Annotated in this window: 35 protein-coding genes; 4 read left to right on the top strand and 31 right to left on the bottom strand. The window is 44.2% G+C overall.

Features of this window, described 5'->3' with window-relative positions:
• Positions 1–745: 745 nt before the first annotated feature.
• Together E7X57_RS09545 and E7X57_RS09550 are read right to left on the bottom strand one after the other, a co-directional pair.
• The gene (locus tag E7X57_RS09545; protein WP_135612741.1) at positions 746–1507 is read right to left on the bottom strand and encodes a hypothetical protein; all 762 of its coding nucleotides are present in this window, start codon (positions 1505–1507) and stop codon (positions 746–748) included.
• Entirely contained in the window at positions 1504–2358 is an 855-nt protein-coding gene (locus E7X57_RS09550) for a DUF488 family protein (RefSeq protein ID WP_135612742.1), read from the bottom strand. The genes E7X57_RS09545 and E7X57_RS09550 overlap by 4 nt, the downstream gene beginning before the upstream one ends.
• A gap of 1003 nt (positions 2359–3361) precedes the next feature.
• On the opposite strand from E7X57_RS09550, the gene E7X57_RS12980 reads away from it, so the two are divergent.
• Entirely contained in the window at positions 3362–3433 is a 72-nt protein-coding gene (locus tag E7X57_RS12980) for a hypothetical protein (RefSeq protein WP_371413196.1), read from the top strand.
• An 86-nt stretch (positions 3434–3519) separates the two neighbouring features.
• Here the strand turns inward: E7X57_RS12980 and E7X57_RS09560 are convergent, their stop codons facing one another.
• From E7X57_RS09560 to E7X57_RS09665, 22 genes are all read right to left on the bottom strand, one after another.
• Entirely contained in the window at positions 3520–4131 is a 612-nt protein-coding gene (locus E7X57_RS09560; RefSeq protein WP_135612743.1) for a hypothetical protein, read from the bottom strand.
• Complete coding sequence (locus E7X57_RS09565; RefSeq protein ID WP_135612744.1) at positions 4132–5940, bottom strand: hypothetical protein; 1809 nt, start codon at positions 5938–5940, stop codon at positions 4132–4134.
• Positions 5941–5995: 55 nt separating this feature from the next.
• Positions 5996–6190, bottom strand: a complete 195-nt coding sequence (locus E7X57_RS09570) for a hypothetical protein (protein ID WP_135612745.1) — start codon at positions 6188–6190, stop codon at positions 5996–5998.
• Entirely contained in the window at positions 6187–7266 is a 1080-nt protein-coding gene (locus E7X57_RS09575) for a hypothetical protein (protein ID WP_135612746.1), read from the bottom strand. Before E7X57_RS09575 ends, E7X57_RS09570 begins: the two co-directional genes overlap by 4 nt.
• Positions 7267–7465: 199 nt before the next feature.
• The gene (locus E7X57_RS09580) at positions 7466–7894 is read right to left on the bottom strand and encodes a hypothetical protein (RefSeq protein ID WP_135612747.1); all 429 of its coding nucleotides are present in this window, start codon (positions 7892–7894) and stop codon (positions 7466–7468) included.
• A 10-nt stretch (positions 7895–7904) separates the two neighbouring features.
• Entirely contained in the window at positions 7905–8801 is an 897-nt protein-coding gene (locus E7X57_RS09585; protein WP_135612748.1) for a hypothetical protein, read from the bottom strand.
• 3 nt (positions 8802–8804) lie between these two features.
• On the bottom strand, positions 8805–9161 hold the full coding sequence (locus E7X57_RS09590) for a hypothetical protein (protein ID WP_135612749.1): 357 nt from the start codon (positions 9159–9161) through the stop codon (positions 8805–8807).
• Between the two features lie 9 nt (positions 9162–9170).
• Positions 9171–9602: a hypothetical protein gene (locus tag E7X57_RS09595; protein WP_135612750.1), complete on the bottom strand. Its 432-nt coding sequence runs from the start codon at positions 9600–9602 to the stop codon at positions 9171–9173.
• Positions 9603–9682: 80 nt separating this feature from the next.
• On the bottom strand, positions 9683–9892 hold the full coding sequence (locus E7X57_RS09600) for a hypothetical protein (RefSeq protein ID WP_135612751.1): 210 nt from the start codon (positions 9890–9892) through the stop codon (positions 9683–9685).
• The gene (locus E7X57_RS09605; RefSeq protein WP_135612752.1) at positions 9889–10284 is read right to left on the bottom strand and encodes an HK97-gp10 family putative phage morphogenesis protein; all 396 of its coding nucleotides are present in this window, start codon (positions 10282–10284) and stop codon (positions 9889–9891) included. Before E7X57_RS09605 ends, E7X57_RS09600 begins: the two co-directional genes overlap by 4 nt.
• Positions 10281–10544, bottom strand: a complete 264-nt coding sequence (locus tag E7X57_RS09610) for a hypothetical protein (protein WP_135612753.1) — start codon at positions 10542–10544, stop codon at positions 10281–10283. Before E7X57_RS09610 ends, E7X57_RS09605 begins: the two co-directional genes overlap by 4 nt.
• Before the next feature lie 4 nt (positions 10545–10548).
• Positions 10549–10848, bottom strand: a complete 300-nt coding sequence (locus E7X57_RS09615) for a hypothetical protein (RefSeq protein WP_135612754.1) — start codon at positions 10846–10848, stop codon at positions 10549–10551.
• A gap of 58 nt (positions 10849–10906) precedes the next feature.
• Positions 10907–11140, bottom strand: a complete 234-nt coding sequence (locus E7X57_RS09620) for a hypothetical protein (protein ID WP_135612755.1) — start codon at positions 11138–11140, stop codon at positions 10907–10909.
• Positions 11130–11330 (bottom strand): hypothetical protein, encoded by a 201-nt coding sequence (locus E7X57_RS09625; protein WP_135612756.1) that lies wholly within the window; start codon positions 11328–11330, stop codon positions 11130–11132. The genes E7X57_RS09620 and E7X57_RS09625 overlap by 11 nt, the downstream gene beginning before the upstream one ends.
• A gap of 35 nt (positions 11331–11365) precedes the next feature.
• The gene (locus E7X57_RS09630; RefSeq protein WP_135612757.1) at positions 11366–11701 is read right to left on the bottom strand and encodes a hypothetical protein; all 336 of its coding nucleotides are present in this window, start codon (positions 11699–11701) and stop codon (positions 11366–11368) included.
• A gap of 5 nt (positions 11702–11706) precedes the next feature.
• Positions 11707–12381 carry a hypothetical protein gene (locus tag E7X57_RS09635; RefSeq protein WP_135612758.1) on the bottom strand — a complete coding sequence of 225 codons (675 nt, stop codon included), beginning with the start codon at positions 12379–12381 and terminating at the stop codon, positions 11707–11709.
• Positions 12378–13844, bottom strand: a complete 1467-nt coding sequence (locus tag E7X57_RS09640) for a hypothetical protein (protein WP_135612759.1) — start codon at positions 13842–13844, stop codon at positions 12378–12380. The genes E7X57_RS09635 and E7X57_RS09640 overlap by 4 nt, the downstream gene beginning before the upstream one ends.
• A 34-nt stretch (positions 13845–13878) precedes the next feature.
• Complete coding sequence (locus E7X57_RS09645; protein WP_135612760.1) at positions 13879–14352, bottom strand: hypothetical protein; 474 nt, start codon at positions 14350–14352, stop codon at positions 13879–13881.
• A 38-nt stretch (positions 14353–14390) separates the two neighbouring features.
• Positions 14391–14591, bottom strand: a complete 201-nt coding sequence (locus E7X57_RS09650; RefSeq protein WP_135612761.1) for a hypothetical protein — start codon at positions 14589–14591, stop codon at positions 14391–14393.
• Between the two features lie 2 nt (positions 14592–14593).
• The gene (locus E7X57_RS09655; protein ID WP_135612762.1) at positions 14594–15433 is read right to left on the bottom strand and encodes an encapsulin; all 840 of its coding nucleotides are present in this window, start codon (positions 15431–15433) and stop codon (positions 14594–14596) included.
• Between the two features lie 5 nt (positions 15434–15438).
• Positions 15439–15870, bottom strand: a complete 432-nt coding sequence (locus E7X57_RS09660; protein WP_135612763.1) for a hypothetical protein — start codon at positions 15868–15870, stop codon at positions 15439–15441.
• Between the two features lie 6 nt (positions 15871–15876).
• The gene (locus E7X57_RS09665; RefSeq protein WP_135612764.1) at positions 15877–17094 is read right to left on the bottom strand and encodes a hypothetical protein; all 1218 of its coding nucleotides are present in this window, start codon (positions 17092–17094) and stop codon (positions 15877–15879) included.
• Positions 17095–17161: 67 nt separating this feature from the next.
• On the opposite strand from E7X57_RS09665, the gene E7X57_RS09670 reads away from it, so the two are divergent.
• Positions 17162–17947 carry a hypothetical protein gene (locus E7X57_RS09670; RefSeq protein WP_135612765.1) on the top strand — a complete coding sequence of 262 codons (786 nt, stop codon included), beginning with the start codon at positions 17162–17164 and terminating at the stop codon, positions 17945–17947.
• Positions 17948–18082: 135 nt separating this feature from the next.
• Here E7X57_RS09670 and E7X57_RS09675 read toward each other — a convergent pair whose 3' ends face one another.
• Positions 18083–18886 carry a hypothetical protein gene (locus E7X57_RS09675; RefSeq protein WP_135612766.1) on the bottom strand — a complete coding sequence of 268 codons (804 nt, stop codon included), beginning with the start codon at positions 18884–18886 and terminating at the stop codon, positions 18083–18085.
• Positions 18887–18893: 7 nt separating this feature from the next.
• Positions 18894–20522 carry a hypothetical protein gene (locus E7X57_RS09680; RefSeq protein ID WP_135612767.1) on the bottom strand — a complete coding sequence of 543 codons (1629 nt, stop codon included), beginning with the start codon at positions 20520–20522 and terminating at the stop codon, positions 18894–18896.
• Positions 20523–20588: 66 nt separating this feature from the next.
• Between E7X57_RS09680 and E7X57_RS12890 the strand changes: the two genes are divergently transcribed.
• Both E7X57_RS12890 and E7X57_RS12530 read left to right on the top strand, forming a co-directional pair.
• The gene (locus E7X57_RS12890) at positions 20589–20717 is read left to right on the top strand and encodes a hypothetical protein (RefSeq protein ID WP_256369418.1); all 129 of its coding nucleotides are present in this window, start codon (positions 20589–20591) and stop codon (positions 20715–20717) included.
• Positions 20718–20837: 120 nt separating this feature from the next.
• A complete protein-coding gene (locus E7X57_RS12530; RefSeq protein ID WP_167880965.1) occupies positions 20838–21014 on the top strand; it encodes a hypothetical protein in 177 nt (58 codons plus the stop codon).
• Between the two features lie 15 nt (positions 21015–21029).
• On the opposite strand, the gene terL is transcribed toward E7X57_RS12530, so the two are convergent.
• The 5 genes from terL to E7X57_RS09705 all read right to left on the bottom strand — a co-directional run bounded on the left by terL (position 21030) and on the right by E7X57_RS09705 (position 26620).
• Positions 21030–22403: a phage terminase large subunit gene (gene terL, locus E7X57_RS09685; RefSeq protein WP_135612768.1), complete on the bottom strand. Its 1374-nt coding sequence runs from the start codon at positions 22401–22403 to the stop codon at positions 21030–21032.
• Positions 22404–22701: 298 nt separating this feature from the next.
• A complete protein-coding gene (locus tag E7X57_RS09690) occupies positions 22702–23115 on the bottom strand; it encodes a hypothetical protein (RefSeq protein WP_135612769.1) in 414 nt (137 codons plus the stop codon).
• Between the two features lie 37 nt (positions 23116–23152).
• A complete protein-coding gene (locus E7X57_RS09695) occupies positions 23153–23335 on the bottom strand; it encodes a hypothetical protein (protein ID WP_135612770.1) in 183 nt (60 codons plus the stop codon).
• Between the two features lie 478 nt (positions 23336–23813).
• Positions 23814–25766 carry a DUF927 domain-containing protein gene (locus E7X57_RS09700; RefSeq protein ID WP_135612771.1) on the bottom strand — a complete coding sequence of 651 codons (1953 nt, stop codon included), beginning with the start codon at positions 25764–25766 and terminating at the stop codon, positions 23814–23816.
• Positions 25763–26620, bottom strand: coding sequence for a hypothetical protein (locus E7X57_RS09705; protein WP_135612772.1), 858 nt, complete (start codon positions 26618–26620; stop codon positions 25763–25765). Before E7X57_RS09705 ends, E7X57_RS09700 begins: the two co-directional genes overlap by 4 nt.
• Between the last annotated feature and the right edge of the window lie 229 nt (positions 26621–26849).

Raw genomic sequence — 26849 nt, forward strand, 5'->3', positions numbered from 1 at the left:
TCTCTTTCTATGATTTAGACCTTGGAGCAATAGCCGTATTTACTCTAAAACTAATATAGAATATGGGAGGGGAGCTAAAGGATTCTTTGTCAATATATTGTGGTCCGTGGTTGGCAAACTATCCAGAAAAACGGGTTAACTCACATGCGTGGCTCCTGTTCCCACATGGAATTTATTCTTATATTCATCTCACCGTACTGGGAAGTGTGGATGATTTGTTTGTAAACGTTACGTATTGAAATAAAACATACGTAAAAAAAAGTATAAGTATGAGAATTTACTATGTTGTATTCGATCAAACATGAATGAATCAACAAAGAACATTGGAAATTGCGTAAACTGCCGTTACTACGAATCGAGAATAGACACTGGTTATCAATCGGGGTACTGTCACAGATATCCACCTGTCAGCGGAAAAGCTGAGGTAGAAAAAGATAATTTTTGTGGGGAATTCGAGAAGCCTCCCTTATAACCCCACTTCCTTTTTTTAAATCGAGACTAACGATCCAGAAAAACGACAACAGCCACCTCGCTTCTGTTCCCATATTACAGCAGTCTTTTTTGATGTACCACCAAAGGGTGCTGTTGCCAACGGTACCAAATAACTGTCTGAATTAGGCCCGAGGTGCTGGAAGTATAGCAGAGCGGAAAGTCAAAAAGCAGATAATCAAATCAGTATGGAGTAGGATTTCAGTTTCATCTGGAATCCATCCTCAAACATGCCAAGGCTGAAACTAAATCCTTGTTAAAAATCAAAGAGGTTTTTTTGGGAAGTATCTTTTTTTGGAGGATAAAAGATACCAATAATCATCCAGGTTTTAAATCTAAAATGAGTTCCTAATATGAAATAAAGATCCCTTTCTAACATGAAATCAAACCATTTCTTTCTGATTTTTTCCTCAATCGATGAAGGGTCCTTATCCGTCACCATGATATTCCTTGCAAGCTCGTTCAATTCCCAATCGAGTATTTTTATTTTATGGCCCTTACAATTTGGTTCACCTTGACATCTGAAAATGTATCTGGCTTCAATGGGCATTTTTACTTTATCCCTGCCTTCAGTCAAGTATTCACCAGCTAGAGTGAAATACGCTTGTTTATCAGATATTTCAGTACTATTAATTATAATTTCAATATCTTCTAATTCGGGACGTATAATGCCTAAACTTGCATCTTCAGATGTTAATTCTTCGATTGAGGATATCAGTGGAGTTATTCGTTCTAATACACCATCATCATTAAGAGGAGTACATAAATTTGTATGACTCAACGCTTTTCGACTTTCTCTTCTCTTATCATTGTCAGCTTTAGTTATATTAGCCTCAATAATATCCTTTTTTTTGAAATTGACTAATCCATCCCCATAGTTAAACTTAAACGGATATAAGCGACGCAATTCATTGTCTTGATTAATGCCAGCAACACATACAGTATATCCATATTTAACACTCTTTTCAGGTGTTGCCCTTACTAAAACTAAGACCTGTTCAGTAACATTTGAATTCAAATATTAACAACCTCTATTCCTTTAGTACTTGCAATAGATTTCGCAATTACACCTCTATGACACATATTAATATCAGCTTCAAAACACATCAAAGCAATTCTATTGTTTTGACTTAACTCATATATATCTTCAAGATGATTTAGATTTCTTTTAAGTGTTGTAGTAGCATATTCATTAAATAAATTTTGGTAGTCCGCCATCGAATCTAAATTCTTTCTATTTTCACTTTCAATGCCTAAATCTGGAATATGGATGTATTGTATGCCAACTTTTTCAAGATACTTACTTAATTTCATTTTTGTAAAGCTAAACTTCATACTAAATGGATTTTTCCTGACATCAATAAGGATGTTGATATTGTTTTGAATTAAATAATTCAAAAACTGATCTATGTCTCTACCCTCATAACCAATTGTGAATAAACCCGGAACAAGGTTTTGCTCTTTACAACTAATAAGTTTACTCTTTACAGTATATTCAGGATAGTTTTCATAAACATATTCTCTAATTTGCTTATCAGAACTGAACCTTTTAGCAATCCTTTTAATTCTAAATACTGCTTTACGATCTGTTTTTTTTGCGAATGCTTTCCCCTCATCAGTTAATTCTAAATGCTTGGATGTTTCGATAATCAGACCTTCAGTTTGAAGTTTGGTTATATCTGCATAACAGGCATTTGAAAATGGACCATAGTGATAAGGAAAGAAGTGATAAAATTTAATTAATCGATCTACATGTTCTTCAATTGAAAGCAAAAAAAGATTCTTTACAACCATAAACTTTGTGGCATTACCGCTATCGTTTAATTGATCAATTACATATAGAAGTGCTCTTTGTTTATGGTTAATCATGTGTTTCACTCATCTTTATACTAATTATTCTTTACGCTTATTATATAAAGATATAATAAGTCCGGTGAAAGTAATTTAAATATCGTCATATCGTTACAACAACCTCTTTCCTCTCCAAAATCCCCAAGGATGCATCAAAAAGCCTTTCTTCATAGTGTGCTGCATCCCGATCTCATGGCCAATTTCATGCATAAGGCGAAGACGCCAGTTGCCGACTCTGCAGACAACAACTTCCTGGCACGAATCAGACTACCACCCAAGTGCTAAAAAGTGAGGATATCGGGAATCTGTGAGAGAGATCATCTTTCGCAGACCCCAGTGTTGGTGCATGTAGCGATAGTATTCTACTAGGTCGAGGATCTTCTTTTCGTAACTCACGCTGTCCTCGCAAATCCCAGGAAGTCTACATAGATTGTATTGGTAGTGACAGTGTCCTTGAAGACACCGAAGCGGATTGTATCATCTGCATCACCAGAATCAACAGTGAAGGAAGCAGTGTACAGATCATAGGAACTGGTTACCGTCTTCTTGCTGGATACAAGACTAGTACTGTCAGTCTCATTGTACACTTCCAGCTCGATGTCACTTGCTACCTGATTGCTGTCTCTTATCCTGGCAAAGATATCATAAGTACCTGCAGGCAACCGATAATCTGCTTGTGTAAGAGCAAACTTTATTCCGGCATTCTGTGCAGAAAATGAAGCAGCCATTCCCGCAGAAGCATTGGAATCTGACACATCTGTCACTGAGCCCACATCCGTGCAGACTTCAGCTTCGTAAACTTCACCTCCTCCCACCGAGAATTTTCCATTCACTGTGATTACCATATCCATCGAAGAAGGTTTATTTCGCGTTACTGGCAGGGAAGCAATGTTTCCATAGAGAGCTTCGTTTTCAGATCCCAGACAAAACAGAACATTATCATCGAGTGACTGCAGGTACTTCAATTTCCTTTTCATGACCTGTAAATCGCTGAGTATCTTTGAGGTAAATCTGTAGGCAGGTGCTTCAATATACCTCGGGAAGCTCTTCGTGTTCTTACTGGCATACGGTTTATACTTCACAATTTCCCTGACATTAATTTCCGCCTCCTGTTGAAGGGTGTCAAGGAAAACTTCCACGGAATTGCCATACAAATAATTGAGTCTAAGAGTCATATCATCACACCACGTAAGGAATGACCACCTTCGTATCCTGCGTGGATCTATCGCAGTATACATTCACACTGTAAGTGTTGTTCGAATTTCCATCTTTGACGGTGTAATAGATCTTCACATATAGCTGGAGTTTCGCCTGGTTGGTTGTTTCGACATCTGCCACTTCTTTCCAATAGATGTGACTGACAATAGCTTCCGTCGTGGTGTCCACGTCAGCAATTTTACTCCCGGACCAAAAAGTGAAATAATCAACAATTGCAGTTTCAGTACCATCGTCTTCGAGCAGAGTCAGCTTAAGATCGATCTGTGTCATCTCGATCTCGTCTGTTGTAAGGCGAGTCTGCGATGGGAACTTCACGCTTGCCTTAACATTGAACTGGATGGTTCCATCTATCCGGTTGTATAATGCTTGTACTGTCGGACACAGGAATTTGAATTCTTCAGTGGTCGTGATGTTTCCGGGTCCACTCAGATCAAGTGTAGCCAAACTATCTAACGCAATCGAATCAGGTATCGTAAGATCCGAAGGAACCATCAGTCGAGCATAATCTGTACTATTCCAGTTAAACGAAGAGTCGCTTAAAGCCATTCCAATATATTCTTCCAATAGTCGCAATTATACCACCCACGATTTTCCGTGTACTCCAGCCTTTGTCGCTCTGGCAAGCGTGAATTCAAAGTCTGTAACGTCCGAGTGATTCTCGATATCAATATCCATATCGATGTCGACCTGACGAGGTTCCTGTCTGAGAACAGTAATTATCGCGTCGAGTTTCGAGAGAATGGAAGCAGTTTCTTCTTTGGTCCCAGACGATTTACCCGCCGGCTGCAGTTGTGGGTTTGCAATGGGCACTGGAGAAGCAACTGGCTGTCCCGAAGTTGCAAGGAGATCATCGATACTCTTACCACCAGTTGCAGCCAATCGCTGGCGAATGTAAGCACTGTGACCAGCCCACCCGGGAATACTTCCACTGCCTGGGGACCCTGCCATTCCACCAGCTGTAGCACCGAGACCGCCACCCATCGCATTTTGGATATCTTGTGATCCTTCTTTAGCAGTCTCTACCTGCTTCTGAATTTCCTCTCCGACTGTGGCAGTCATACCTTCAAAATTGAGCTTGTTGACAGTCTGGGCATCAATACCTGCTTTCTGCATCAGAGGGACGAGTTTGTTGTATGCCTCGATAGCAAGATTCAGGCCACCGATGAACTTGTTCACGATGGTACTATAGAATTTGCTGTACAGCTCGATATTGCTTTTCACAAGTTTCCCGAGTTTCTCGCCGATGTTGTATTTGTCAAGGAAGGCTACGAAATTTGAAAACTGAATCACGAGAAGATTTACCGCATTCGCGATAGCTGAGAAATCCACTTCTGTACCTGCCATACCTTGCCTAAAGTCTGCAATGATTCCTTTAATTGAACCAAATGCTTCAACCGCTGCTTGCTTTGCTGGCCCGAGCATGGTTGCAAACCTTGTGAGTCCACCCCATATCTCACCAAATGCATCTTTCACCTGCCGGAATCCCTCACCAATTGAAGCAAACGCACCACTGTTGCCCCAATCAAGGAACGACTGTAAAGCATTCCGTACAACAGGAATAATTTCCTTGAGTACAGGTACCAGTGCGGATCCGAATGATTCACCTAGGTCACGAACATCAGACTTCAATGCACGCATCTGATTGGCAAAACTCCCCTGTGTCCGGATTGCATCACCCTGTGCATCCGTGGTCCCCTTCATAATGATATTCAATCTGGCCTGTACCTTCTGCTGCTCTGTGGCTGCCTGTACCCCTCCCGCAATTCCCATGTTCATGAGTTCTTGTCCGAGGGTGGTCTGTGTGATCACAACACCATATTTCCTCATCGTTTCGTGGTTTCCGACCAAGGCGGACTGCAGTGCAGCAATTGTTTCAGGCTCGGATTCATTGTTGAATGATGAGAGATCTACAGCAAGCTCGGTCAACTGCTTGGATAGTTCAGAACCTTCTTCCCTAGCAAACCCCATAGGGACAAAGGTATCCTGGAATGTGGACATGTACGACTTAACGTCAGTAGTTGCTCTGCCAACCGTATCTCCGAAGTCTTCAGCCCACTGTTTTGCATCATTTGCATTGTCTTTGAAAACGGCATTGAATTTCCCGTCGATCTCTTCCGCATCACTGGCCAACCCTACCGCTTTCCAGCTGAATGCTGCGAACGCCGCTGCTGCTGCCACCGCAGCAACACTAGCTACTTTCATTGCTTTGCCGATGTTTGCTGACATCTTTGACATACTTGTGGACGTTTTGCCAGCCTGACCTTCAAGATTGTCCATTTTTCGATCAACCTTATCGAGTCCACGGAAAGCTTCGTCAACATCGGCCTTTATCTGGTATACAAGTTTGTCAATCGTTTCTCCGGTCGTCTCATCACCTCGCAAATTGTTTATATGTGTATACTGAATATTCTTTTACATGAGTACAAAATATTGTAATCTATGTGAACGTAAAATTGAACCAGTCAAGAAGTTTAATTGGGTACTGTTTTTGCTGTTGTTTATTACTGGGATTGGCCCAGTGATCTACATAGTGTGGTATCTTCTGCTTGGCAGTAAGAACCGCTGTCCTATTTGCGGAACAAAGAACATCACGTGGAAGATTCCTGAACAGGTTGAGGATGAATAACTTCATCTATCTACCACCTCTCTTTTTAAATTTGAAATTACTATGGCATTGTGTGCTATAGTCTGAGGAACGGTATCTTCATGGAAGATCCACACATTTCCAGCGCCGATCACATTCGACACAATGGAGAAGCCCCGGTTGCTACACACGTACAGATCAGTACCGAGTGTGAGGTAATTGTCAGTGCTTGTGGACTGATCTGCAGGTGTCAGAGATCCACAAGTAAGATCTACTGAAGAATTGATCATAGGAACTCGACCACGTTCTACAGTGATCTCGATTGCATTGCTTGTCTTGCAGATGACCTTGTCCTGTGTCAATCCGGTCAGGGTGACCCTTGAGAAAGTGCCTGCAGTAAAGTCGTCAATCTTGGTATAGACAGATCCTGACCAGTAGTAAACTGTGATTGTATTCGAGGAGAGGGTAACTTTGTACAGGCCGTTCGAGATCACACAGTCTCCGGAGAAGATGTGTTCGTGATTGTAGATCTGTGTGGACCCATCGTAGCATCTAACTTCACCCTTTCCGGACTCAACTGCAGCTAGATCAAAAAGGATGGAATCGGTCTGCACTCGAGTGATATCCCCGTCCTCCGATGACAGCGTTTCTGTGGTACTTCCTCCAGACCAGCTGGATCCGATAGGCACAGCAATCCAGTTCTGGCCGGATATCGCCCAGTCGTTGGCCATGGTCACCGGTCTGCAGTGCAATTTCGTAGTGTAGGCAGCTGCATCCATCCATAGCCCTTTCAGAACCATATCACGAAGCGCTCCGGAGGAATACGGGATATCTGCACCACTGCAGAAGAACCAGCCGGATTTTTCGTTCACTGAATTGATGAAATTGAAGGATCCTGGCCTTTGCCTGATAGCCTGTGCATCTTCAACAAGCTGGTTGAGTGTCCTGGAATCACCATACTTCTGTAGGAGATATCCTGTGAGTTCTGCATCCGGAAGTTTCGATGCGTATTCTGCCATCTCATATCCGGAAGTACCAAGGCCTCCGACAGCCCCGTTCGGCTTCGTAGAGTCGTCCACACCGAATGATTCTACTGCAGACAATTCGATATTCCCTATGTACATCAGTTGCCTCCCGGATATGCTGCTCTCCTATTCGCAACAATTGTTTTCAGCAAGACCTCTTCATATGACATCATATACAATTGCTCCACGGTGACTCCAAACTGCTCACTCAACAGGATATCCTCGAGTTCTGACGATGGTCGACCAGACCCCTGCAACACCATGTTGATATTGCGGTACAGAGCCCATGCTGGATTGGTTATGTCGAAGACTCGTTCACGGTAGCCGTGTCCGTCACTTCCATAATCGAGGACGAATCGGTAGGCGATTCCCTGAAAAAATCCACAGCATCACCGCCGATTGTGTCCTTGCATTTTCCCAGAAGTTCTTCCCACTCTTCGTGAGAGATCTCATCCTCGAGGCTCTGGATATCCCTGAGAGTCAGAGTTGTTGCGAGCATGACGGTCTGGTAATCTTGAGCAGATTCCTGGAAGTTGATGAACCTGGCAAGGTACTCACCATTCTCTTTCAGGAAATCTCCGATAGCATCATCCACACCTTTCTGAGGATCCATGTCTTTCATCGGCAAGTTCTGCAACTGCCAGTCTCTGACAACATTCTGAGCACGCTTGACAGATCCATGTCTGGGCTTCTCGAAGAACTGTATACCTTTGAATTTTTTTACCATGTCATTCACCTCAGGCAATTGCCAATGTTGCGGTTGCAGAGCTGGACAAAGTCATACCAAGTTTGTCAGCTGCAGAAAGTTTCCTGTCCGGAGCATTTGCCCACTTCAGGTTGCTGAAGGTCAGGGTCTTTGACATCGCAGTGAAAGCCAATGTGTGATCTGCACCTGCAAAGATGTCAGTATCAATGCTCATATCGGTGAGAGATACACCAAGTTCCACGGATATCTTCCTGGGGCCATAATCCCAGTCTGCAATGCCGGAATCAAGAGCACTTGACAGGTCTCCTACCGGATCAGCAGGTTGTTCAATGGTGAACTTCAGGGAATCGAGAATAAGGCCTTCTGTGCTCAATGCAGCTGAATCATATGTGATGGCGCTGATGTCGTCCCACACAAGGATTCCGGAAGGTACTGTGGAATGGGCCCCTGTTCCGATATAATCAGTGGTCCAGCCACTAAACTTCGCACCAGGGATATCCACGGATACCTCTGCACGTTCTCCAAAGTTGCATGAGAACTGGTAGTTCGAGATCACGCCTCCGGACATCACACCATATTCACTGCCTGCGAGCATACCTAGGGAAATGTAATTCTTTGTGTCTCCCGGAACATAGCTGCTGAGAGTATCAGCTGACAGGATCACAGGTAAAAGTGTCCAGTCTGTGGGATTCAGTGTGATTCCTACAGACATTTCCTCTCCCACTTTCTCAGCATCAGAGGATCCTAATGGATCACTGGCAGATGCTCCAGGAAGATAACTGTATTCGTCAATCTTTGCACCACCTTTGAAAGATACATCAAGGATCCTTCCACTCATCTGCTTCCATGTACCATCTGTGGGAGCAGTTCCAAAGGCGGATTCTTCCAGCCACTCGGCATATTTCAGTTTTGAGGAATCTATTACCATGTCTCAAGCCTCCTGTAAGTAAGTTGTAATCTTCTGTTTCCGTGCTACCAGTTCACCAATCTCGTCCTGGCGTTTCTGACGTATCAGGTCCTGCTCGTCTTTATCAAGAGTCACAGGGATGTTGTCCAGTTCGTCATTCTTAGTCTGTATCTGGGAATTGACGATCCTGAGTTCCTGTGTCAGCTTTTCGTTCAAGGCAGGATTGTCACGAATTGCTTTCCGTAGCTCGTCACGTTCAGCTTCTGCAGCTGCAAGACTTGCCTGCAGTTCTGCGTTCTTCACGTTCACAATCTCAAGCTCTGCTTTGAGCAGCTCATCCGGTTCTGCAACCGTTTCTTCTGGTGGGGTTGGTTCTGCCATGGTCTCGCCTCATGCGTGGTATAGGTCAATTGAAATGATATAGTCGAAAATATGATCAGCATATGAAGGCTGCACGGAGTGGATATCTTCCTCAGCATTAAAGATCCGGACATCGCCGGTAAGTGGAGTTGTCCATGACTCAATTTCTGTGATGATTGCCTGGGAAAAAGCATCTGCAATGATCGCGCCATTGATGCCTGAAGCTTCCTTGGTGAGGATGTGAATTGTGAGAGTAGATTGGTAATAGAGGACTCCATCATAAACATCTCTAATGTGCTGAATGCCATCATTTGAGACGTTCAGGGATATTGTGGGGTATGATGTAAGCTCCTGATTTGACCAAATCTTGGATGCATTGATCTCGGTAGTATCAATTGTTACAGCTGCAGGCAGTTGTTTGAAGATCTCTTTCTTCTGAGCTTCAGTAAATACTCTTGACAAGTCTCAGGGTCCTCCTGGTTAAGTGAGAATGTGGGTTCTCCACAGGAAGAGGGGGGATGTAGAAGTATATAAGGGAAAGTTCAAACTGCTAATTCTCTTTTGTAATAGTCTGTCAGAACCTGGTTGGTAACTTCCTTGAGTATCGATCCTTCGAGCTCGCTTTCGTGCTTCTTATGTTGCTGCACAAGCCAGTCGATCATCTCTCCTTTCGAGAGTTTTAGTTCTCCTGATACACGTTCGAGATATCGCAAACTTTCTTCAGAAATGGTTGTATGAATTCTCCGTCTCATTTTCCACTCATTATTTTCTTGATCTTCTTTTTGTTCTCATTGAATGCAGAACGCATGAATGATCTTTCCGGAATACCAGCTTTTGGAGCACCAAACTCGTGATACTTGGCGATCTGCGCACGGGATCCGAACACACCGACTTCCACGGTATCCCCGGACAGATCGTGGCTGATCTGATCCAACAGTTCACCGCTATCAAAAAGCGGAGTATCGCTCCCTTTCCTCTTCACAGTAGCTTCTTTCAATGGAGGAGTGAGACCCGACTGAATCTTCATGACCATTTCCCCTTCCAGGAACACACCTGCTTTTGCTAGATTCTGCTGCACGGAAGATTCAAGATCTTGCCGGAACTGGCCGAGTTTCGATTCCCTGTTGGTCTTTATTTTGATCATGACAAACTACTCAGAATATAACCCACAATTGCGATTATAACAACGAGCGCACCGTCAATGTAAGATTCTCGACGAGCAAGAGAATTGATCTTCTCATCTAGAGAACTACACTTTTTCTGTTCGAGATAACACAGACGTTTCTCAATATTAGCATTGATGTCCTCCTGCGTATCGAATTTCTGGTCGATGTGTCGCTCAAGAGCACTGAATTTTACTTCGAGATACTTCTTGAGTGACACATGGTTTTCTTCATCGGTCACAGATTCACTCCGGAACTTGTTTGTTTTTGACCAGCTTTGCAGCTTGTTTGAGTTTCTCGACCACATCGTTGAGTTCGGCCATAATCGCTGTAATCTCATCTTTGGAAAGAGCATCGTCTTTGAGTGCAGCATCGATCTTCTCGATGAGTTCACTGAGTTCAGTAACGAGTTCGTCTGCAAATGATAAAGCAACATTCAGCTTTGCGATGAGCACTTTGGCAGTGTAGTACTTTGCGATTAATGCAACGAATGCAGCAGTAACAAGACCACTGCCTATGTAAAATAGGTCAACGGAAGGTTCCATGATTATCACCACATGTGGGTGACGTTTGCGAGTATAAAAAGGAAAGTTGAAATCAGAATCAGAGCTTCAATCCATCCCCATGACACTTATATTTCGTAGGGGTCACACCAGGCTTCTCGGCAAGCATTTCTTGATGCTTCTCCTGGCACTCCTTGCAGCAATAAGGAAGCATGATAATCCCGTATCGTTTGAAATAGTCGACAAAGAACTGCTTCTTCTGCTCAAGAGGCATTTCCACGACATTGTTGCATTCAGGATTGCTACAGCTGCATTGCATGAGATCAGCGGTCAATTTGCACCACCCCATTCACACATGCTTCCGGGTAGAGTTCACTGACTTCCAGACCCTGCTCGCCGATACTGCAGCAGATGTTGGTCACATGGATCAGAAAGGGCAATCTTCGGGCTTCACATGTAAAGAAATCAGAACATTTGTTTGTACAGACGATACCATAATCAGGAGTGGATTTGTGGCATAACATCACATTATGGTATAATTTTTGTAGTATATACCGTTTTATCTATGTGCAATCAAGTATGTGGACCTTGATTCACCTGTATATTTCTCAATCAAATTGTTCGTGTTAATCTTCTGAACGACATCATAATCCACAGAATCGATTGTGATTCGGTCACCGACCTCCAACGTGTCAGTAGTTGCCAGTTTTCTAGTACCACGTTCAATCAGGCCTGCATCGATATACTGCAGGTCCTGAAGGGTTAGGTCAGTTACATGTCCTGTAATTGTAGTCGAACTCGTAGATTCAGGAACCCAATCGCCATTTGTATCTGTGTAACCCGAAGTGACTGCAGTTCTTGTAATGACACCATCGTAATCGAAAACATCAAACATCTCGATCACTCCGAATAGAATGTAGATGTATTCGTTCCGGAATATCTCCCCATGGAAGACTTTATCCGGAGCGACTTGATCAGCCTCTCAGCATCTGCCTGATAATCTGCTACCTTCTTCTTCCCACCAAACTCAATACTTGAACCGTTCTCGGAGATCTTCGAGATGTTCATCTTGTCCGGAAGAGCGGTGGCTAATCGATCAATCACAAGACAGACGACTGCCTGCTTTGCAAGATTTGCAGCTACACCCCCAAATGTTGATCTATTGGTCTGAAGTTTCAGGACCCCTTCACATTCCACGATCAGGTCTGCAACATCCACACTGCTCACATCAGAGCTTGTGATGTTTGCTTCCCTGTAGACATCTTCTACGTTAGCCAGGGAAGTTGTCACAGGTATTGCCACTGTGAAATAGGCAGAGTCGATGATAGTGTTCAGTGAACCTGATTCCCATTCATAACGCCAGTCTCCTGCATCAGCATCTGTAGGGATGGTATAAGCATAGTAGTAGACACCCACAGATGGATTTGTCATGCTGGTTTTCTGAATGGTCTCTTCCAGTGTACCTGACGGATCGTAGATCTTTAATGTCAAAGATGTGGGGTCATATACATTGCCATCTGCATCTTTGATTGTGATCTGAGGGGTGATTGATTCCCCTGGTGCTTTTGCGCTCATAGTTCCTCCATTTTCGTAGTTAATTCTCTCGTCGTAAGGGTTGAAATGTGATCTCTCAAGCTGAGAATGGTAGAAGGATCTCCGGTGCTCAGAATAACACGGATAATCTTCTTTGTGCGGATATCATAGATTGCCTGGACACTATCATCCAAGTGTATGTCATAGACAGAGGCCTTGTCCGAGTCAAGGAGAACGTCATAGACCCCTTCGGAATCCTGATCCAGAAGTATGTCATAGACTGCTGACTTGACATCGTCCAGTGACACATCGTACAAGGCCACAGGCTTACCGTCAAGCAGGATGTCGAATACTGACTGGTTTGTCCGGTCCACGAGGATATCATAGATTGCACCCTTGCCAGCGTCCAATATGATGTCATATGATGCTACAGGCTTGCCGTCGAGTAGGATATCATAGATGGCTTCCGTACCAGCTGCATCTACAAGCATATCGTACGATGCAGCCTTGTCCTCATCAAGCAGGATATCATACACAGCTGCTACAAGCTTTTCAACTGCCGTCAGTATATCATAAACGGCTTCAACGTCAGTGTTCAACAGGACATCGTAAACGGCTGACGGCTTACCATTCAACAGCATGTCATATGCTGCAATCTTGCCAACATTGATCAGAATATCATAGACTGCCTGCGGAGTCTGATCTACGAGGATATCATACAATGCTGCCTTGTTTAAATCTATCAGGATATCATAAGATGCTGCAGGAGTACAATTCAAAAGCATGTCATATGCAGCGACATTATCGCTGTCCAGCAGGATATCATAAGATGCAGAACTGTCATCATCAAGAAGCATGTCATAAATCGAAGCAACCGTTTTATCAACTTCCGGTTCCGGTTTTAGTGGTATAATTATCGCTTCCCACGGAGCACTTGCACTTACGTCGAGTGTAACATTCGATTCTGTCTGAGCAGTTGTTTGCAGTTTATACTGCAACGAAATCACGGAATCGGTATAATAATCAGTTGGATAATAATACGCTTCCGTCCACCCACCAGTCATACTCTGCTTTGTATTGTCATCATCCATTCCGTAGCACGCAAGAATCATACAATCATTGACATCTGGTGCAGTTGTCAGTGACACTTCCATAGTGTCATCGGTACCACTATTCGTAAACCCATCGTCGAAAGGGCTGCCTGTTGTTATGCAACCACGGAACGCTGACATAGCCCCCATAATTTGGTCGTTTGAAGCACCACTGAAAAGCTGTGTGCCGCTTTCACTCCCTGTAGAACGTTTCCAGAACAACTGTAGATTCGGTGGAGTGGATATCTCTTTTGCAAGTGTCCAATCAGAAGGAGTTGTACATCCGATAGCCCCACCGGTATAAATCAACGCAACTATAATATCATCTGCCTGCAAACTTGCCGGATACGCTATAGGGGCATTACCATCGTTATCGTGTCCCTCGCTTCCACTGCTTACATAGGTAATGCCCATAAAATCACCTCACAAAAAAGAAAAATGGAGACGATTAGGTTGAACCGAATCCGATTGTGAATCCGTCACCGGTCTCACCTGCAGCACTGGCAGCAACAACCCGCTTGATCCAGATTGCACCTGATGCATTCTGTATAAGATCACCAATGCTGATTGCATTTGCATGACCCTTAGTATCAGGTGTATAGTACGTAGCCCCAACACCCTCAACCGACTGCACACCGGCAGATGTAGCTGCTGCAATGCTGATTGTGGTGTTAGCATTGGATGGGATAGTCTCAATCCAGGACTTCACTGCATTCCATGTATCAGCATTCTCATTCCGGACGTAGATCTTCCTATAGTCAGTTGCACCTGCTACCCTCTGGGCATCCGTGACATCATCGAAGATGTTCTGATCAGCACCGCTGGTGATCTCTGCGGCGGTATTGATTGCACCACCGTGCGTACCACCTTCTGTCCATGTAGTACACTGATAGATTTTGATATTAGCCTCAGTTATTGACATTTGGCATCACCTCGAAAAGAAGGATTGTGACCCGGAGGTCACTCTTCCACAGGAGGCTCTTCCTCTTCTGGAGGCTCCTCCACAGGCTCGACATACTTGACTGCATGACCTACAGAAATCAACATCTCTGCAGTTATCTTGTCAGCATCGAACACGTCTCCCTTTTTGTAGATCTCACCATTTCCAAGCATCTGTGTGCCGATGATCACTTCAAGTTTGACCTTCTTTGCAGCAGCCATGCTTATGCTCCTGTAATGGCGCCAAATGCATCCGATTTGCCAGTGGTGTCACCGTACTCGTAGTACATTGGGAGGACACGGTCAATGATATCGAAATCGAAGACCATCTGGTCAGCGTTGTTTGGATCGAGCAGTTTGAACTCTTCAGCAATTACAAGCTCGGCAATGTCTGCACCGATATCTCCACCAAAGACGGTTCCTTCACTTACAGCGGTTGTGACAAGGATGTTTGGAACTTCTTCCTTGATCATTTCCATCCAGGTACCTGCTGCATTGGAGACTTTCTTGCGGGCCTCGCCTGCATTGGTTGGGTGCATCATGACGAACTTGCAGTCAAACCCATCGGCTTCAATTGTGGCCTTCAGGTTGATGATGTCCTGATATGGATTCTGTGCATCGGTGAATGTTCCGGATCCCCAGTTCTGGCCAGCAGTTACTGCATTATTGTACACGTCTGCCAGACCATCAATACCATAGGTGGAGTCACCATTGATAATGAGATCGTCTTCTTTGATTGAGACCTTCTTTGTTGCCCTGTCCTGTGAAGCTGACTTTAATCTTCTGGAACTGAACATGTCAATTCTGGACAGACTGTATCCCTTGTGGAGAATTGGAATGCCCTTTGCCTTCCTGGTCAGATCAAGAGTGTCTTTGCTTCCTGGAGAGAACTTGCTGATGATCTCAGCATCGGTCATGTCAGTAAGCTTGTCGTATCCGAATTCCTGTGCACCTTTGTCAACGTTGTTTGGTGCGAGTATCTTCCTTGCAACAAGCTTCTTCTCAGCTACACCAATGATGTTCTTCCTGACGGTTCTCTTTTCTTCAGCGGTAAGTACTGCCATGATTATTACCTCCTTCCTACCTGTATCCAGATATCTCCCGCAGCTCCAACACTTGACTTGGCAACGCCAACGTTCTTTCGCAGATCTGCGAGGAGAGTTATGGCGGTGGTGGTGTCCGGATCGAAGGCTGCGACCTTTGTGACGGTTGCATCGACTTCAAGGAAACTGTTGATAGTGACTGCGGCGGCTGCAGGTACTTTGATTAGTCCGGAAAGGACAACATCACAAGCATCCCCATCTTCAATGGAATCCTTGCCAGTCGGCTTCTTAACGAATCCCACAACAGTTGCGGCAGAATCCGTTGCAGCCTTGATCTGGCTTGTAGATGTTCCTTCGATTACAGGAGCGTACTGTGCACCAGTTGCAAAGGCTATTGCACCCTCTGCAACACGAGTAACAATTTGATCTTCTGTGATCTTGTATCCATTTTCAACCATGTTTCATCACTCTCCAAGGTACATACTGGAAAGGCTTCCACCATCGTCTGTTGACTGGAGCTGTCCGCCCGGAGAACCTACCTTGGTTCCAGCAGCTGACTTAATTGCAGCAGTTGTGCTCTTGATCACTTCCACAGAAGGTTCTGTTTTCATGAAACTCTCAAGGGCTTCCGGAGGCATACAGGATGCCAGGTCTTTGACAGCTGCATCGAGGTCTGCTTTCTGTACAGCCTGTGCATCATGTGATTCGAGTGCTGCTTTGACAGCTGCCTGAACTGTACTTGCGATCTGTCCGTCCTTAGCTTTGAGATCATCCTCAAGCTTGGTGTTTGTAGATTTGAGATCCGCGATTTCCTGATCCTTTGTTGAGATCAGGCCTTCCTTCTGCTTGATAGTGGATTCAAGCTGTGTTATTTTCTCGTCATTGTCTGGCACTTTATTACCTCCAGTGGAGTCTAATGACTGCTCTTGTGTTTGACTATTTAAAGGAAAGTTGAAAACGGGAGAATTGGAAACCGTTATTGTGACAGTGTGTACAGGTTCGCGGTCGTCAGGCATCTCATCGCCCAGGGAGAGTGACTCGTCCCGGTCATAGACAAAGTAGATGCCAAGGCCATCATATCCGACTACACGAGTGATCTCTTCTTTGAGTGCATCCGGGTTGTCAGCTTCGTTGTTGTAGAGCCAGACGGAGATCTCCTTTACTTTGACTTGCTTGCTGACATTGTTTACAACGGCTACATCGAAGACGTGACGTTCTTCTTCACTGATTGCTGCTTCAGTGGATGCGATTACTCCACAGCCAGCGTCCATAGTGCAGGCGGGGTTTTCTGGAAAAATTACAAATGTCGATCCTGTTCCTTTCAGTCGCAAGACATTGTTTCCATCAACCTCAACTGGCACAGATTCTTGAGAAGTACCACGATATGCAGCCGAGTTGATGACATCAATGGTCTCTTGAGAAAGGCCTTCGAAGGTCGCATACACGTAAGGATCTTCAAACCACGATTTTGAAATCTTTCCATCTACCTGCACTTTGTGATTAACCGTGGCAATACCGTCTTTCCACGACTCAGCCCCCGATTCCAATGCACATTTGGTGAGGGTGAACTCTTTACCGTTCGCATCATAGGCCTTAGTTCCCACTTTGACAATCGGAAGTGTGACAGAATTGCCTTCGATAACTGGGTTTTCAGAAAGAAGAGAAGATTGAATTTGTGACATGAAGGAGGCTGTCACGTCGAATTATAAAAAGGAAAGTTGAAAATAGAATAACATCCAATTGATGCAGATGCAACCAGAAGTAAAGCGACTTTCTTATTCAGAAATCGATAAAACATTCCAAAATCGAAAGGATATAATCTCAGAAACTTATGCGAGTAAAATCGATGTTTTTCAGGATATTATAGAATTATCCTTTCATTTGGCCCGAGTATTGAATGCTCGGTTTAACGAAGAGTATGAAGCCACTGGGAAAAAAATGACGGGGGCAGAAGCTTTAATACCAATTTTATTTGAAAGAAACAATCACTATTTGATTGCGGTTCATGAGTTGGGTTTAATCGGATTATCAAATCCAAGTTACCTAAACTTAAGAGCTATTTTTGAAGGGATTACCCAGATTTATTTACTTCATCTGACGGATAAAGAAGCGGATTTGTTTTATAAGGATCAATTGGAGAGATTAAACGCAAGTGAGAAAAAAGAACTTAGACGCGACTACAACTGGCTCAGCCAAGCAAAAGTAAGAGATATATTGTATAGTGGTACAAAAAAAGACGACCTCAAGAAATTGTATAGTGTACTTTCCAATTCCACGCACCCCAGTGTGAAGGGTGCCATGGGGGACTTTACATTAAAACACAATGTGGTAATTGATATTCTCGATGTTAGTTTAATTTTATCAGTTGCCAATCTTATTGCTATTAATGAAAGCTACTTTGAGAAAATTAACGAGGAAGAAATGGATGACATTGGGGAAGCGTTAGACAAAGTCGCCAAAGAATTAAACAATGAAATGAGAGAGATGATCCCAAACAATCCCGCCGTAATAGAAAAATTAAAAATTAAATTCTAAAAATGAATAGAAAGAGAACATTCTCACCCTTCCAGTTCTTTATAGAATTCATCAAACCCTTTTGGTAATATGCTGCGAACAGAATTATAAAACACATTCAAAACAAGGGGCTCGACTGCCAAAATTAAGATATAATCAAATGTCTTCAAATGTCCATCTTCCTTTTTCATCATCGTACTTTAACCCTGCTCTTTTCTTTTGTTCTTCGAAAAACGATAGTGGAGTGTCCAATTCTGGATTTCCAAAAAAGACAATTTGACGGTGGCGACAATGCGGCTCATGCAGCAAACTTGATGCCATATCTGATTCTGGAGTTCCATACTCATAGACATTGCCAATTACGGCACAATGATCAGGCCTTGAGCGTTCATCAGTCGGACCCACAAACCTCCATTTTTTGAATCCAAACTTCTGATGACCTATCGCACGTCCTTCGGCCCAAGCAGAATGTGTTGCAGTTCGACCAAGCATGTCAGCATAGTTGCCTACGGTGGTAACGTATTGTTTTGTTATGATCTTCTCAACTTCGCGTAGAGTGCCATCTTTACCCACGGTGATGATCTTCCTGGTCTTGCCAACATTGTCAATCACGACATTCTCTTGGCCTTCGAAGATCCGTTTGGTATAGTTCGCGATATCTTTGTAACCGCCGTTGTTTCGAAGGATCTCACGGGCTTCATCTTTGAGCTGTTCCCCCATCTGCCTGTTGAATTCTGAGATGTAGCCGAAGTGTTCTGCAGACAGCTGTTTGATTGCTCGCTCTTGCTGTTCTGAAAGCTTCTTCTTATCAGCAGAATAGATTGTTGACGTGATCGAGTTTGAGCCTGCAACGAATGCAGCTGCTAACTGCTTGGATAGAGCTTCAGCTTGCTGCATATTGATTCTGTTGACGAGAAGATCGATCCTTTGATCAATTACATCGATGGTAAGCTCAGGCATACTGACCTCACTCGAGGATATCTGTCACAGCTGCCTGAGCATCGGTGTAGGCCTTGAGAAGATCCTTTGCAAGCTTGTCACCATCTTCATCTGATGGCTTGAGATCGTCCTTTCCACTACTCACAATACTTCCAAAGGGATTTGCCGGTGTAGCCGCAGTATCAAAGTTCTCAAGCTCAAGTGATCCGAAACCCGCCTGTTCAGCAGCTGCTTGAACGTCAGTCTTGCTTCCACCAATCTGCTTGAGGACCTGCAATCTCTTTGCATCCGTGAGTTTGGCCTGTGCGATCTTCAGCTGTTCCTTGACATCGCCAGTATCCAGGACAAACTTGACCTGAGCAGCATCAGCCTTGTCTCCGAACTTCTCCCGGATTAATGCATCTGCAACACTCTGGTAGTCTTTCCGGACACCTGCATAGACCGTATTGAAGAATTCCAGGATCGTACGTGAAGTTGCCAGTTCGGATCCATTTGCTTTGATCAGAGAGATCGGGAATCCGAATGCCTGCCCTATTTCCTCGTCCAGTATGTCAAGCATCATTTTGATGAATGCAGAAGGAACAGTCCGGCCAGACTCAACCACTTCAATCGAAGTGTCAGGACCTGAACTGAACACACCGCCGTCCTTGAGACAGGACATGACTGTCTTAACCGATTCTTTGCATGAATCTACCCACGCCGTATGTGCAGCCAGTTCAGCAGCGTAGGCTTCCGGATCAGTCGTTTCCATGCCTGCAGGCGGCAAGCTCGGAACACTGGAGAGGACCTGCTTGTCACCATCAACTGAAGTTTCTACGAGGACGCCGTTCTTTGCATGAATGAATGGAGATAGTACCCGGAAGATGATGTTCGGCGAGTTTGTAAGCAGGAGACGCTTGAGCCAGATTGCCAGGACCACGTCATCAATCGGTGCAGGATCTCCCGGGTTCACTCGATGCATTGCAATGATGCGACTTGTAGAGTCCACACGGAGGTTGGTAGTGTCCACAATTCCATACTGGTCGGTAAGTTCGTCAAAGATCGCTTTTGCTTTAGGATCTTCAACTTCTCCTTCGATGTAGAGTTCACCGCCAGGAATGAACCACGAGTTGAATTCTTCACTGGTAGGCGATTCATTCCATCCTTTTCTGACAGTGATCTTCTGGTGGTATGCAATTATGTCAGCGTCCCAGTTGTCGGTGTACGTCTTGATGGTTCCACAGTCCAAGGGAGAGAGCTTCTGCAAAGTATCTCCGTCAAAATCCTGACGTCTATACGAGTGACCCCACTTAATCGCATAATCTATGAAATCGTCCCTGAACACATCCATCAGTGCGATATCCTCGAGGAACTGATTGATCTCGTCAATGAATGCTTCATGCTTCTTATCGTCTGCAGTTTCGATGTGATAGGATCCAAGTATGGTATTCTTCAGGAATGGCGTGATCGTTCCTTTGAGCAGAGGGTCGGTGTTGAACGCATCGGCTCTGTCTGAAGCAGATAGTTCAGGTAGTTTCCTTCTCGTTTCTGTAATCCATTTCAAAGTAGTATCATACGTATCGTATTGAGTTGTTCCCGGGAGGGCACCGACTGTTTGTGTTGACGTGGTTTTTTTTGTGGATGGTTTGGATGAGAAAAGATGAGAGAGGAGTTTCATATACAGAGCAGTTGATGTGAACTATAAAAAGGAAAGTTGAAATATTAGATGTGCTTACAAAAAAACATGGATATAATAAAAGGAATATTTTTAATAGCCCTTGCTGCATTTTTTATAATAATATTAATCTTGATAGCATTATTTATCTTAATGGCATCTGTCGGTAATGAAATCATACCTTTTGCAGCCATATAAATTAAACTCGTAACCCACCGCTCTTAATGGAAAGTAAAACACGCAATATATTTATTGTATGAAAAAATGATATATTTATCTCATAAATTAAAAATGTGACATTTCGAAGGTGCAAAAATAATGACAGAAAGTAAAAGCATAGATGGTGTAAAGTTTTGTGAATACGAAAAAGATGTAAATAATTGGATTGAAAACAACCCTGACAAAATAGTAGTGGATGTAAAGCTTACCAGTACATATAATGCAAAATGGGAAGAATTACACTACGGTTGTTTGATTCTTTACCGAAACAAATAACTTCCTTTTTTATTTTTATACTCTCAACCCACCACTCACACCGAACCCACCCGAGAACCGAGGCACTTTAGCAGTCTTCCGGTTGAGATAATTGAACGCGCCACTTAATGCATCCACTTGATCGTCATGTGGCCTTTCTGGAAAGCCTTCCAGCTCTGCTAGGAATTCAGGTATCCACGAGCCTTGAACAAGCCTGATATTCCCATTATGAGCAGCTGCACTGACAGGCTCAGCACGCACGATCTTGTTTCCGGTTGATGGAATCCCACGATAGCTGAATCCCTTAAAGATGGTACGTGATCTCGTTGATACAACGGTCTTCCCACTACTGCCTGGCTCCTGTTCCTGACAGATTGGAATAGCCACACCATCGATTTTGGCGGTCTGCTTCATAGCCTGTTCTACACCACCAGGATCTTTCCTGAACCGTTGAACATCAATGACGTAGTAGACGCCTTTCTTTTCCCCAAGCAGGACACCAACGGTCCAGTCCGGGTCAGATGCACTCTTTGCGTCGGTGGCAGCACAGTCCCAGTATCTGACGCATTTCATGTCTGTAGGATAGGACTCTACGATCTCAAACCATTCTCTCTTGAAGTAGAGGCCAGCTGCAGGCCGGATCTTCCAGTTACCTCCCAGGAGTCTTTCACGTTCCACGAGTGGCAGTGCTTCCAGATTGGCCTTGTAGGAAGGATCTTTCTGCATCAGGATCTGATTGTCTTCAAGCTTCGCTGCAATGAATGTGAATGATTTTGGCAGAGTACCTTCACCGTACTGCTCGATCAACCCTTCCTTTGAATCAGCCCAGATGACCTGACCGTCTTTGCGGATGAACCAGCGTGTCACTCCTGAGCGTTCAGGGATGATGTACCCATCTTCTCCTATCCACCAGTCAATAAATTCAGCTACCCACGCGTCAGCATCTGGATTGCAGGTAGCTCTGATATACGGTTTCACACCACAGGTGGACCTGTTCCTGGATAGCATGTAGAAGAATTGAGATTCACTAAAGTGTGTCAGTTCGTCAAAGCATATGAGTGGAACCTGTGACCCCTGCCAGTCGAGCTTGTTCTTCTCATGTTCCATATGTGCAAACTTGATGGTGACGCCGGAAGGGAACTCCCACTCGAGAAAAGATTCTTTCGGATCAGCACCCATGCCTGGGTAGATCTCTTCAGAAGTATCCCACAGGCCTCCCTCGTTTCGAACTTGAACGGATGTTCGTCTGAAAACAACTGCACCAAATCCTTTGTGATTGATGTATCGTGTAAGCTCCATCAGTAGAGCATAGGTTTTCCCACCGCCTGCAGCTCCACCGTAGAATACGATGTCTGCAGTCGATTCCAGGAATTGATGTTGTGGGCCGGGCTGTGCTCTAATTTCAAACATTGATCTATTCCTTTTAGACTATCTCAAATGATTAAATATATATACAAAGAAATGGTAGCAGTCCCTGCGAGTTCTTTAAGGGAATCATACCCCATCCCCATAACTAATTTTCACCCTTTTAGAACTCACTTCATCCTTCTGTTTCTCCATAACTTTGTGACCTCATTCCAATCATGGATATGACATTTCTCATTTTTTAGATGGTTATGTATAAATAAAAAAACAAATATTAAACTAATGAGTTCTTTAGGAGATATTCCTCTACGATACCACGCCTGGTATATGGTTCTTAAAGAGCTCACTCATCACCCTTCTCTTCACGCCCATTATCAGGCAAGTAAACAACCACACCACCTGTATGCTCGACGCTCCCAGAGTGCTCTACTTTCTGTTTCTTATGACCTTGAATTTCAGCAATCTGTTTTACATAGTCGAGATGCGTAGTTTTGTCTCCCTCGATCTTATCGATCTTCAGATCCAGACCTTTGTAGCATTCACGCAGCAGGCCTGCTTTCGTTGCGAGCTCGTGGGAGAGGGTGAACTCGTCAATCTTTTCAAGGAATTCGGGGTGCTGTTTCCATCTGGAAATCGTCTCCTGAGTGATGTCAAAAGCTTCTGCGATATCACCATGTGTCTGAGTGCCTTTCGATATTGCTTTTGCCACTTCTAACTTCTTCTTAGACCATGTAAATTCTTTGACATTTTTTGACATGTGTTATCCTCTAAAATTCAAACATAAAAGGGAAAGTTCAGCCATCGTTCATCATCTCCTCATACATCTCCTTCACACCCTCAAGTGTCTTGATCACCGTTTTGACCTCAGCCTCTTGCACTTCAGTCAGTTTGATGTTGATCACAGGTCCTTTAGTGACATCCTTCCAGTTGCGTGCTGTCTGGATCCACTCGTCTAATTTGGTCGCGAATTCGGTCATACGAAAGCCTCCAGACTCGTCTGATTGTTTACCTGAATCGAGCATTCGCTCAGATCAGCTTCCTCACATCGACGTTTGATCACAGGACTACTGCCAAACTCCACGGTGTACTTCTGGGTCACTGAGTCATACGCGATGGTCTGACCTCGACCAAAGACATCATGAAAAATTGACTGAGGTACTTTGAATTTAGACACCAGATACACCTCCCAACCAACAAGTTCCCATTAATGTGGTAACGGTTACCAATTTATTTTTAGTCAAAAACGCTATGGAGATGCCCGAAGTTACCAAGTTACCACGGTTACCAGTACTTTTACACATATATACAGAAAAAATATAGCCTAAAATACTAACTTGCTAATTATAGGTGGTAACCTTGGTAACTTTGGTAACCATATATATACTAATATATCTACTGATACTGTTTTTAATATAGAATATACTAGGTAACCTACTGGTAATAGTTACCAATTGTTTAGGAGTGTATGACATTGTCAACCTCCTCCTTGACTAAGCGAATGACTTTCGTAGTTTTGTTGTTCCTCTTACGAGCGTAATCCTTGCGGCCTTTATTACAAAGGATCAAACCCATCTTCTCCCAGTCGTCCTTCACTCGTTTTGGATCATACCCCGCAATCTTCAGAGCTTTGTTTAGTGAACTCGGGATGATATCAAGATATATCTCATCTATCCACCCATAGAAGTCTGTGGGTCTGCTTGATGGGATGTAATCCTGGTCTTTGAAACAGAGTCTCTTGATTTCCATCCAATCCATGATTTCGTTGAGTGCCCTGACAGAATAGTTCTCTATAGGCTCACTTTCAACACACTCATAGAAGTACTGATCAACCACATCGCAAGGATCCACAGGCTCTATACCAATCTCTTTGAAGACTTCTTCCAGTAGCATCCCTGCAACGAGAAGGATAGCAAAACTGTCTGCCATCCTGTCACCAGTGTTGGTGCCGGTATTCGCATACCTCTTCACCCCGTCACTGTACATCTCAGTAAGTCTATCCATATGTTCGAACAGTTTCCGGAAATACGGTTCTGCGAGATGTCCGTAGTTCTTTCGAACCGCTTCACGCATCTTCTTGATGGCTTCCCCTGTATTCGCACCAAGTGAACCAGTGATACCTATCACCCGTACCATCTGGCCAGTGAAACCTGTAGCACTCGTAATTGATTTCTCGCCGGTAGTAAGTGCTACCGTCTTCCAGGTCCCCGTCTCTCGCAATCCCCCATCCTTCTTGCCACGCATTCGACCCTGGCCATTGGATACCATATACACAATAGCCTGCAGAACATCCTCATTTTGCTGTGTGCCGGTTTCATCCATGTATAACGGCAGATCTGTCAACATCTCCGCAAGGACCTCTGCAGCTGTCTTGGTAGTATCACCGTTGAACCGCATCTCTTCCGGGTCTCCGAATACTGAATATGCAGCGTCGAAGCCGGCAGTCTTACCTGTGGAAGATTCGCCCCAATGATCTACAAAAAAGGATTGACCACCAAGTAAGCGGAGTAATGGTGCAGCAAGTACTGAATAAAATTTGAATCGTAGTTGTGGTATGTGAATGAGTGGTTCGATTCCCTCTACCCATCCGGCAAGTGTACCAGCTGTATGTAGACCCTTGTGTGCTTCACAACTTAGCGAAACGATATCAATTGTGTCACCATCCCGAAATGCGCTTTTACCAAACGCAAATAGGGTGTTGTCACACTTCCAACCATTTTTCGCGGTCACTATCCTTCTTTCGAATCTGGTAGAATTTGTTGCCAGGCATGCACTCAGGTACTCATTCATGGTCGAGGAATTCTTCTCGATGAGATTCAGGCCTTTACTGGCAAGCTCCATTATTCCACGACGACTCAAAGCATCTTTTTGTGAGATCCACTCAACATGCTCTTCATTGAACATATTCGAGAAGTTGATCTCGAGCCAGTATCCACCATCATCAATGTTTGTTCCAATTGAAGTGATGATCGCCGGAGTTAAGCAGAAAGGAATTTCACGATATGTATCAGACTTCTTGTCATAGTGCACTTCGTTAATCGCACTGTTACCAATTGAATAATTTGTAGGCACGTAGAAGCCTTTCCACATTCCTCCAATTTGATCAGTATTGAAGTACCAGGACTGTTTCTTGAGCTTGTCGAATACGCCGTTGAGACACATACCCAATTCGAATCGTTCAAGTGGCGAACAATCAGCAATCATTTCTTTAATGTCATTCTGGATATCTGCATCTAAGTATCCGTTTTTGAATGCATATACCTCGCTTTTCCGACCTTTGGGGAGATTGTCCTTGCTACTGACGAGAGATTCGTAGTAGCATTCGATGTTGTTTCCAGCAGGTTGAAACACTATCTTGCCATGATCTACATTGTTTAGACTGCACAATTTATGTTCGAATATATCGGTCACGCAAGTACCTCGCTCATCGTACTCGGCTCACATTTTGGCAGATCAAGACCGACAATCACCTTGTCGTAATTGCCAATCACCCACTGCTTGACGAGTCCGGAATACACCCTTGCAGCTTCCTCTCGTGATCCTGTAAAATACACAGATACTCCAGATCTCACATAGAGGCTGTTGATGGTCTCACGTTTCGAATTTCTCAACCCTTCGATTTGTGCAGGTGTGCGTGGCTTCTCATCATAGTGCTGGCATTCCTTCCCGCCCTTCAACTTAACAATAGTTTCAGTAGTCGGACAGTATCCGACCTCTTTGCTACTTTTGTGATAGGACTGACAGAATTTGCACATTTGTGGACGGTCCGGTAGGAAGTCCAGGAACTCCTCGAGTGTGCATTCTGCAACAATGATCATTTTCTCAAATCGAGGATCTCTTTCAAAGCGTTCGATCTCGCGGTAGAACCTGTCCCTGTTATCGCTCATTAGAGTGCCGTGGAGGTCACACGCAGTAATGGTTCCATCTTTCCTACGAGTGCACCCTTTACGTTCAACAAGAAGACCACCGAACCTTTCTGATAATCTTCCAGGACCATCTACAAGGAATTGATAATCACCCACCTGATCGTGGCCCACATCTTTCTTCAAAAGCATGGGATGAGTTTTCATCCCAAGTTCTTCTGAGGTCCAGGGCGTTTGCTCATTATTGGCTACAAAGACTGTGATATTGAGTCTATCATACCATCCGTGCAGTTGACCCCTGAGTCTATTTTTCAGACGAGCAACGACTTCGGTGCCGTCATACTCTTTGATGTTGTGATGAAGCTGAATGATCTCCTGCTCGTAGTCCTGGCGAGATTTCATTTCTTACTACCTCCCAGCTTGAACTTGTGTCCTCGGAACTGCTGTTTCCACATCGATGTGAAAAACACTGGAGCAACTGCTGGGGGTGTAATAGGAGGATAACACTTTGCAGGAAGTCCTCGGTCTAGAATCATGTTCAAGTCAGTGAATACGAAAGTGCCGGAGTAAATACAACTGCATTCTGTAGAAGATGGTTGGAACTCGACATACTCAATCCACGTTGATGAGG

Origin of the sequence: Methanococcoides sp. AM1 (assembly GCF_900774055.1) — an archaeon.
Classification (GTDB): Archaea; Halobacteriota; Methanosarcinia; order Methanosarcinales; family Methanosarcinaceae; genus Methanococcoides.

Excerpts from the sequence above, each read along its gene's own strand:
- E7X57_RS09640 (WP_135612759.1), bottom strand. The coding sequence starts at position 13,844 with ATGGGCATTACCTATGTAAGCAGTGGAAGCGAGGGACACGATAACGAT.
- E7X57_RS09690 (WP_135612769.1), bottom strand. The coding sequence starts at position 23,115 with ATGTCAAAAAATGTCAAAGAATTTACATGGTCTAAGAAGAAGTTAGAA.
- E7X57_RS09655 (WP_135612762.1), bottom strand. The coding sequence starts at position 15,433 with ATGGCAGTACTTACCGCTGAAGAAAAGAGAACCGTCAGGAAGAACATC.
- E7X57_RS09695 (WP_135612770.1), bottom strand. The coding sequence starts at position 23,335 with ATGACCGAATTCGCGACCAAATTAGACGAGTGGATCCAGACAGCACGC.
- E7X57_RS09680 (WP_135612767.1), bottom strand. The coding sequence starts at position 20,522 with ATGAAACTCCTCTCTCATCTTTTCTCATCCAAACCATCCACAAAAAAA.
- E7X57_RS09570 (WP_135612745.1), bottom strand. The coding sequence starts at position 6,190 with ATGAAGTTATTCATCCTCAACCTGTTCAGGAATCTTCCACGTGATGTT.
- E7X57_RS09650 (WP_135612761.1), bottom strand. The coding sequence starts at position 14,591 with ATGGCTGCTGCAAAGAAGGTCAAACTTGAAGTGATCATCGGCACACAG.
- E7X57_RS12530 (WP_167880965.1), top strand. The coding sequence starts at position 20,838 with ATGACAGAAAGTAAAAGCATAGATGGTGTAAAGTTTTGTGAATACGAA.
- E7X57_RS09675 (WP_135612766.1), bottom strand. The coding sequence starts at position 18,886 with ATGCCTGAGCTTACCATCGATGTAATTGATCAAAGGATCGATCTTCTC.
- E7X57_RS12890 (WP_256369418.1), top strand. The coding sequence starts at position 20,589 with ATGGATATAATAAAAGGAATATTTTTAATAGCCCTTGCTGCATTTTTT.
- E7X57_RS09550 (WP_135612742.1), bottom strand. The coding sequence starts at position 2,358 with ATGATTAACCATAAACAAAGAGCACTTCTATATGTAATTGATCAATTA.
- E7X57_RS09575 (WP_135612746.1), bottom strand. The coding sequence starts at position 7,266 with ATGTACATAGGGAATATCGAATTGTCTGCAGTAGAATCATTCGGTGTG.
- E7X57_RS09580 (WP_135612747.1), bottom strand. The coding sequence starts at position 7,894 with ATGGTAAAAAAATTCAAAGGTATACAGTTCTTCGAGAAGCCCAGACAT.
- E7X57_RS09645 (WP_135612760.1), bottom strand. The coding sequence starts at position 14,352 with ATGTCAATAACTGAGGCTAATATCAAAATCTATCAGTGTACTACATGG.
- E7X57_RS09660 (WP_135612763.1), bottom strand. The coding sequence starts at position 15,870 with ATGGTTGAAAATGGATACAAGATCACAGAAGATCAAATTGTTACTCGT.
- E7X57_RS09585 (WP_135612748.1), bottom strand. The coding sequence starts at position 8,801 with ATGGTAATAGATTCCTCAAAACTGAAATATGCCGAGTGGCTGGAAGAA.
- E7X57_RS09625 (WP_135612756.1), bottom strand. The coding sequence starts at position 11,330 with ATGTTATGCCACAAATCCACTCCTGATTATGGTATCGTCTGTACAAAC.
- E7X57_RS09615 (WP_135612754.1), bottom strand. The coding sequence starts at position 10,848 with ATGGAACCTTCCGTTGACCTATTTTACATAGGCAGTGGTCTTGTTACT.
- E7X57_RS09630 (WP_135612757.1), bottom strand. The coding sequence starts at position 11,701 with ATGTTTGATGTTTTCGATTACGATGGTGTCATTACAAGAACTGCAGTC.
- E7X57_RS09705 (WP_135612772.1), bottom strand. The coding sequence starts at position 26,620 with ATGAAATCTCGCCAGGACTACGAGCAGGAGATCATTCAGCTTCATCAC.
- E7X57_RS09600 (WP_135612751.1), bottom strand. The coding sequence starts at position 9,892 with ATGAGACGGAGAATTCATACAACCATTTCTGAAGAAAGTTTGCGATAT.
- E7X57_RS09590 (WP_135612749.1), bottom strand. The coding sequence starts at position 9,161 with ATGGCAGAACCAACCCCACCAGAAGAAACGGTTGCAGAACCGGATGAG.
- E7X57_RS09665 (WP_135612764.1), bottom strand. The coding sequence starts at position 17,094 with ATGTCACAAATTCAATCTTCTCTTCTTTCTGAAAACCCAGTTATCGAA.
- terL (WP_135612768.1), bottom strand. The coding sequence starts at position 22,403 with ATGTTTGAAATTAGAGCACAGCCCGGCCCACAACATCAATTCCTGGAA.
- E7X57_RS09635 (WP_135612758.1), bottom strand. The coding sequence starts at position 12,381 with ATGAGCGCAAAAGCACCAGGGGAATCAATCACCCCTCAGATCACAATC.
- E7X57_RS09670 (WP_135612765.1), top strand. The coding sequence starts at position 17,162 with ATGCAACCAGAAGTAAAGCGACTTTCTTATTCAGAAATCGATAAAACA.
- E7X57_RS09605 (WP_135612752.1), bottom strand. The coding sequence starts at position 10,284 with ATGATCAAAATAAAGACCAACAGGGAATCGAAACTCGGCCAGTTCCGG.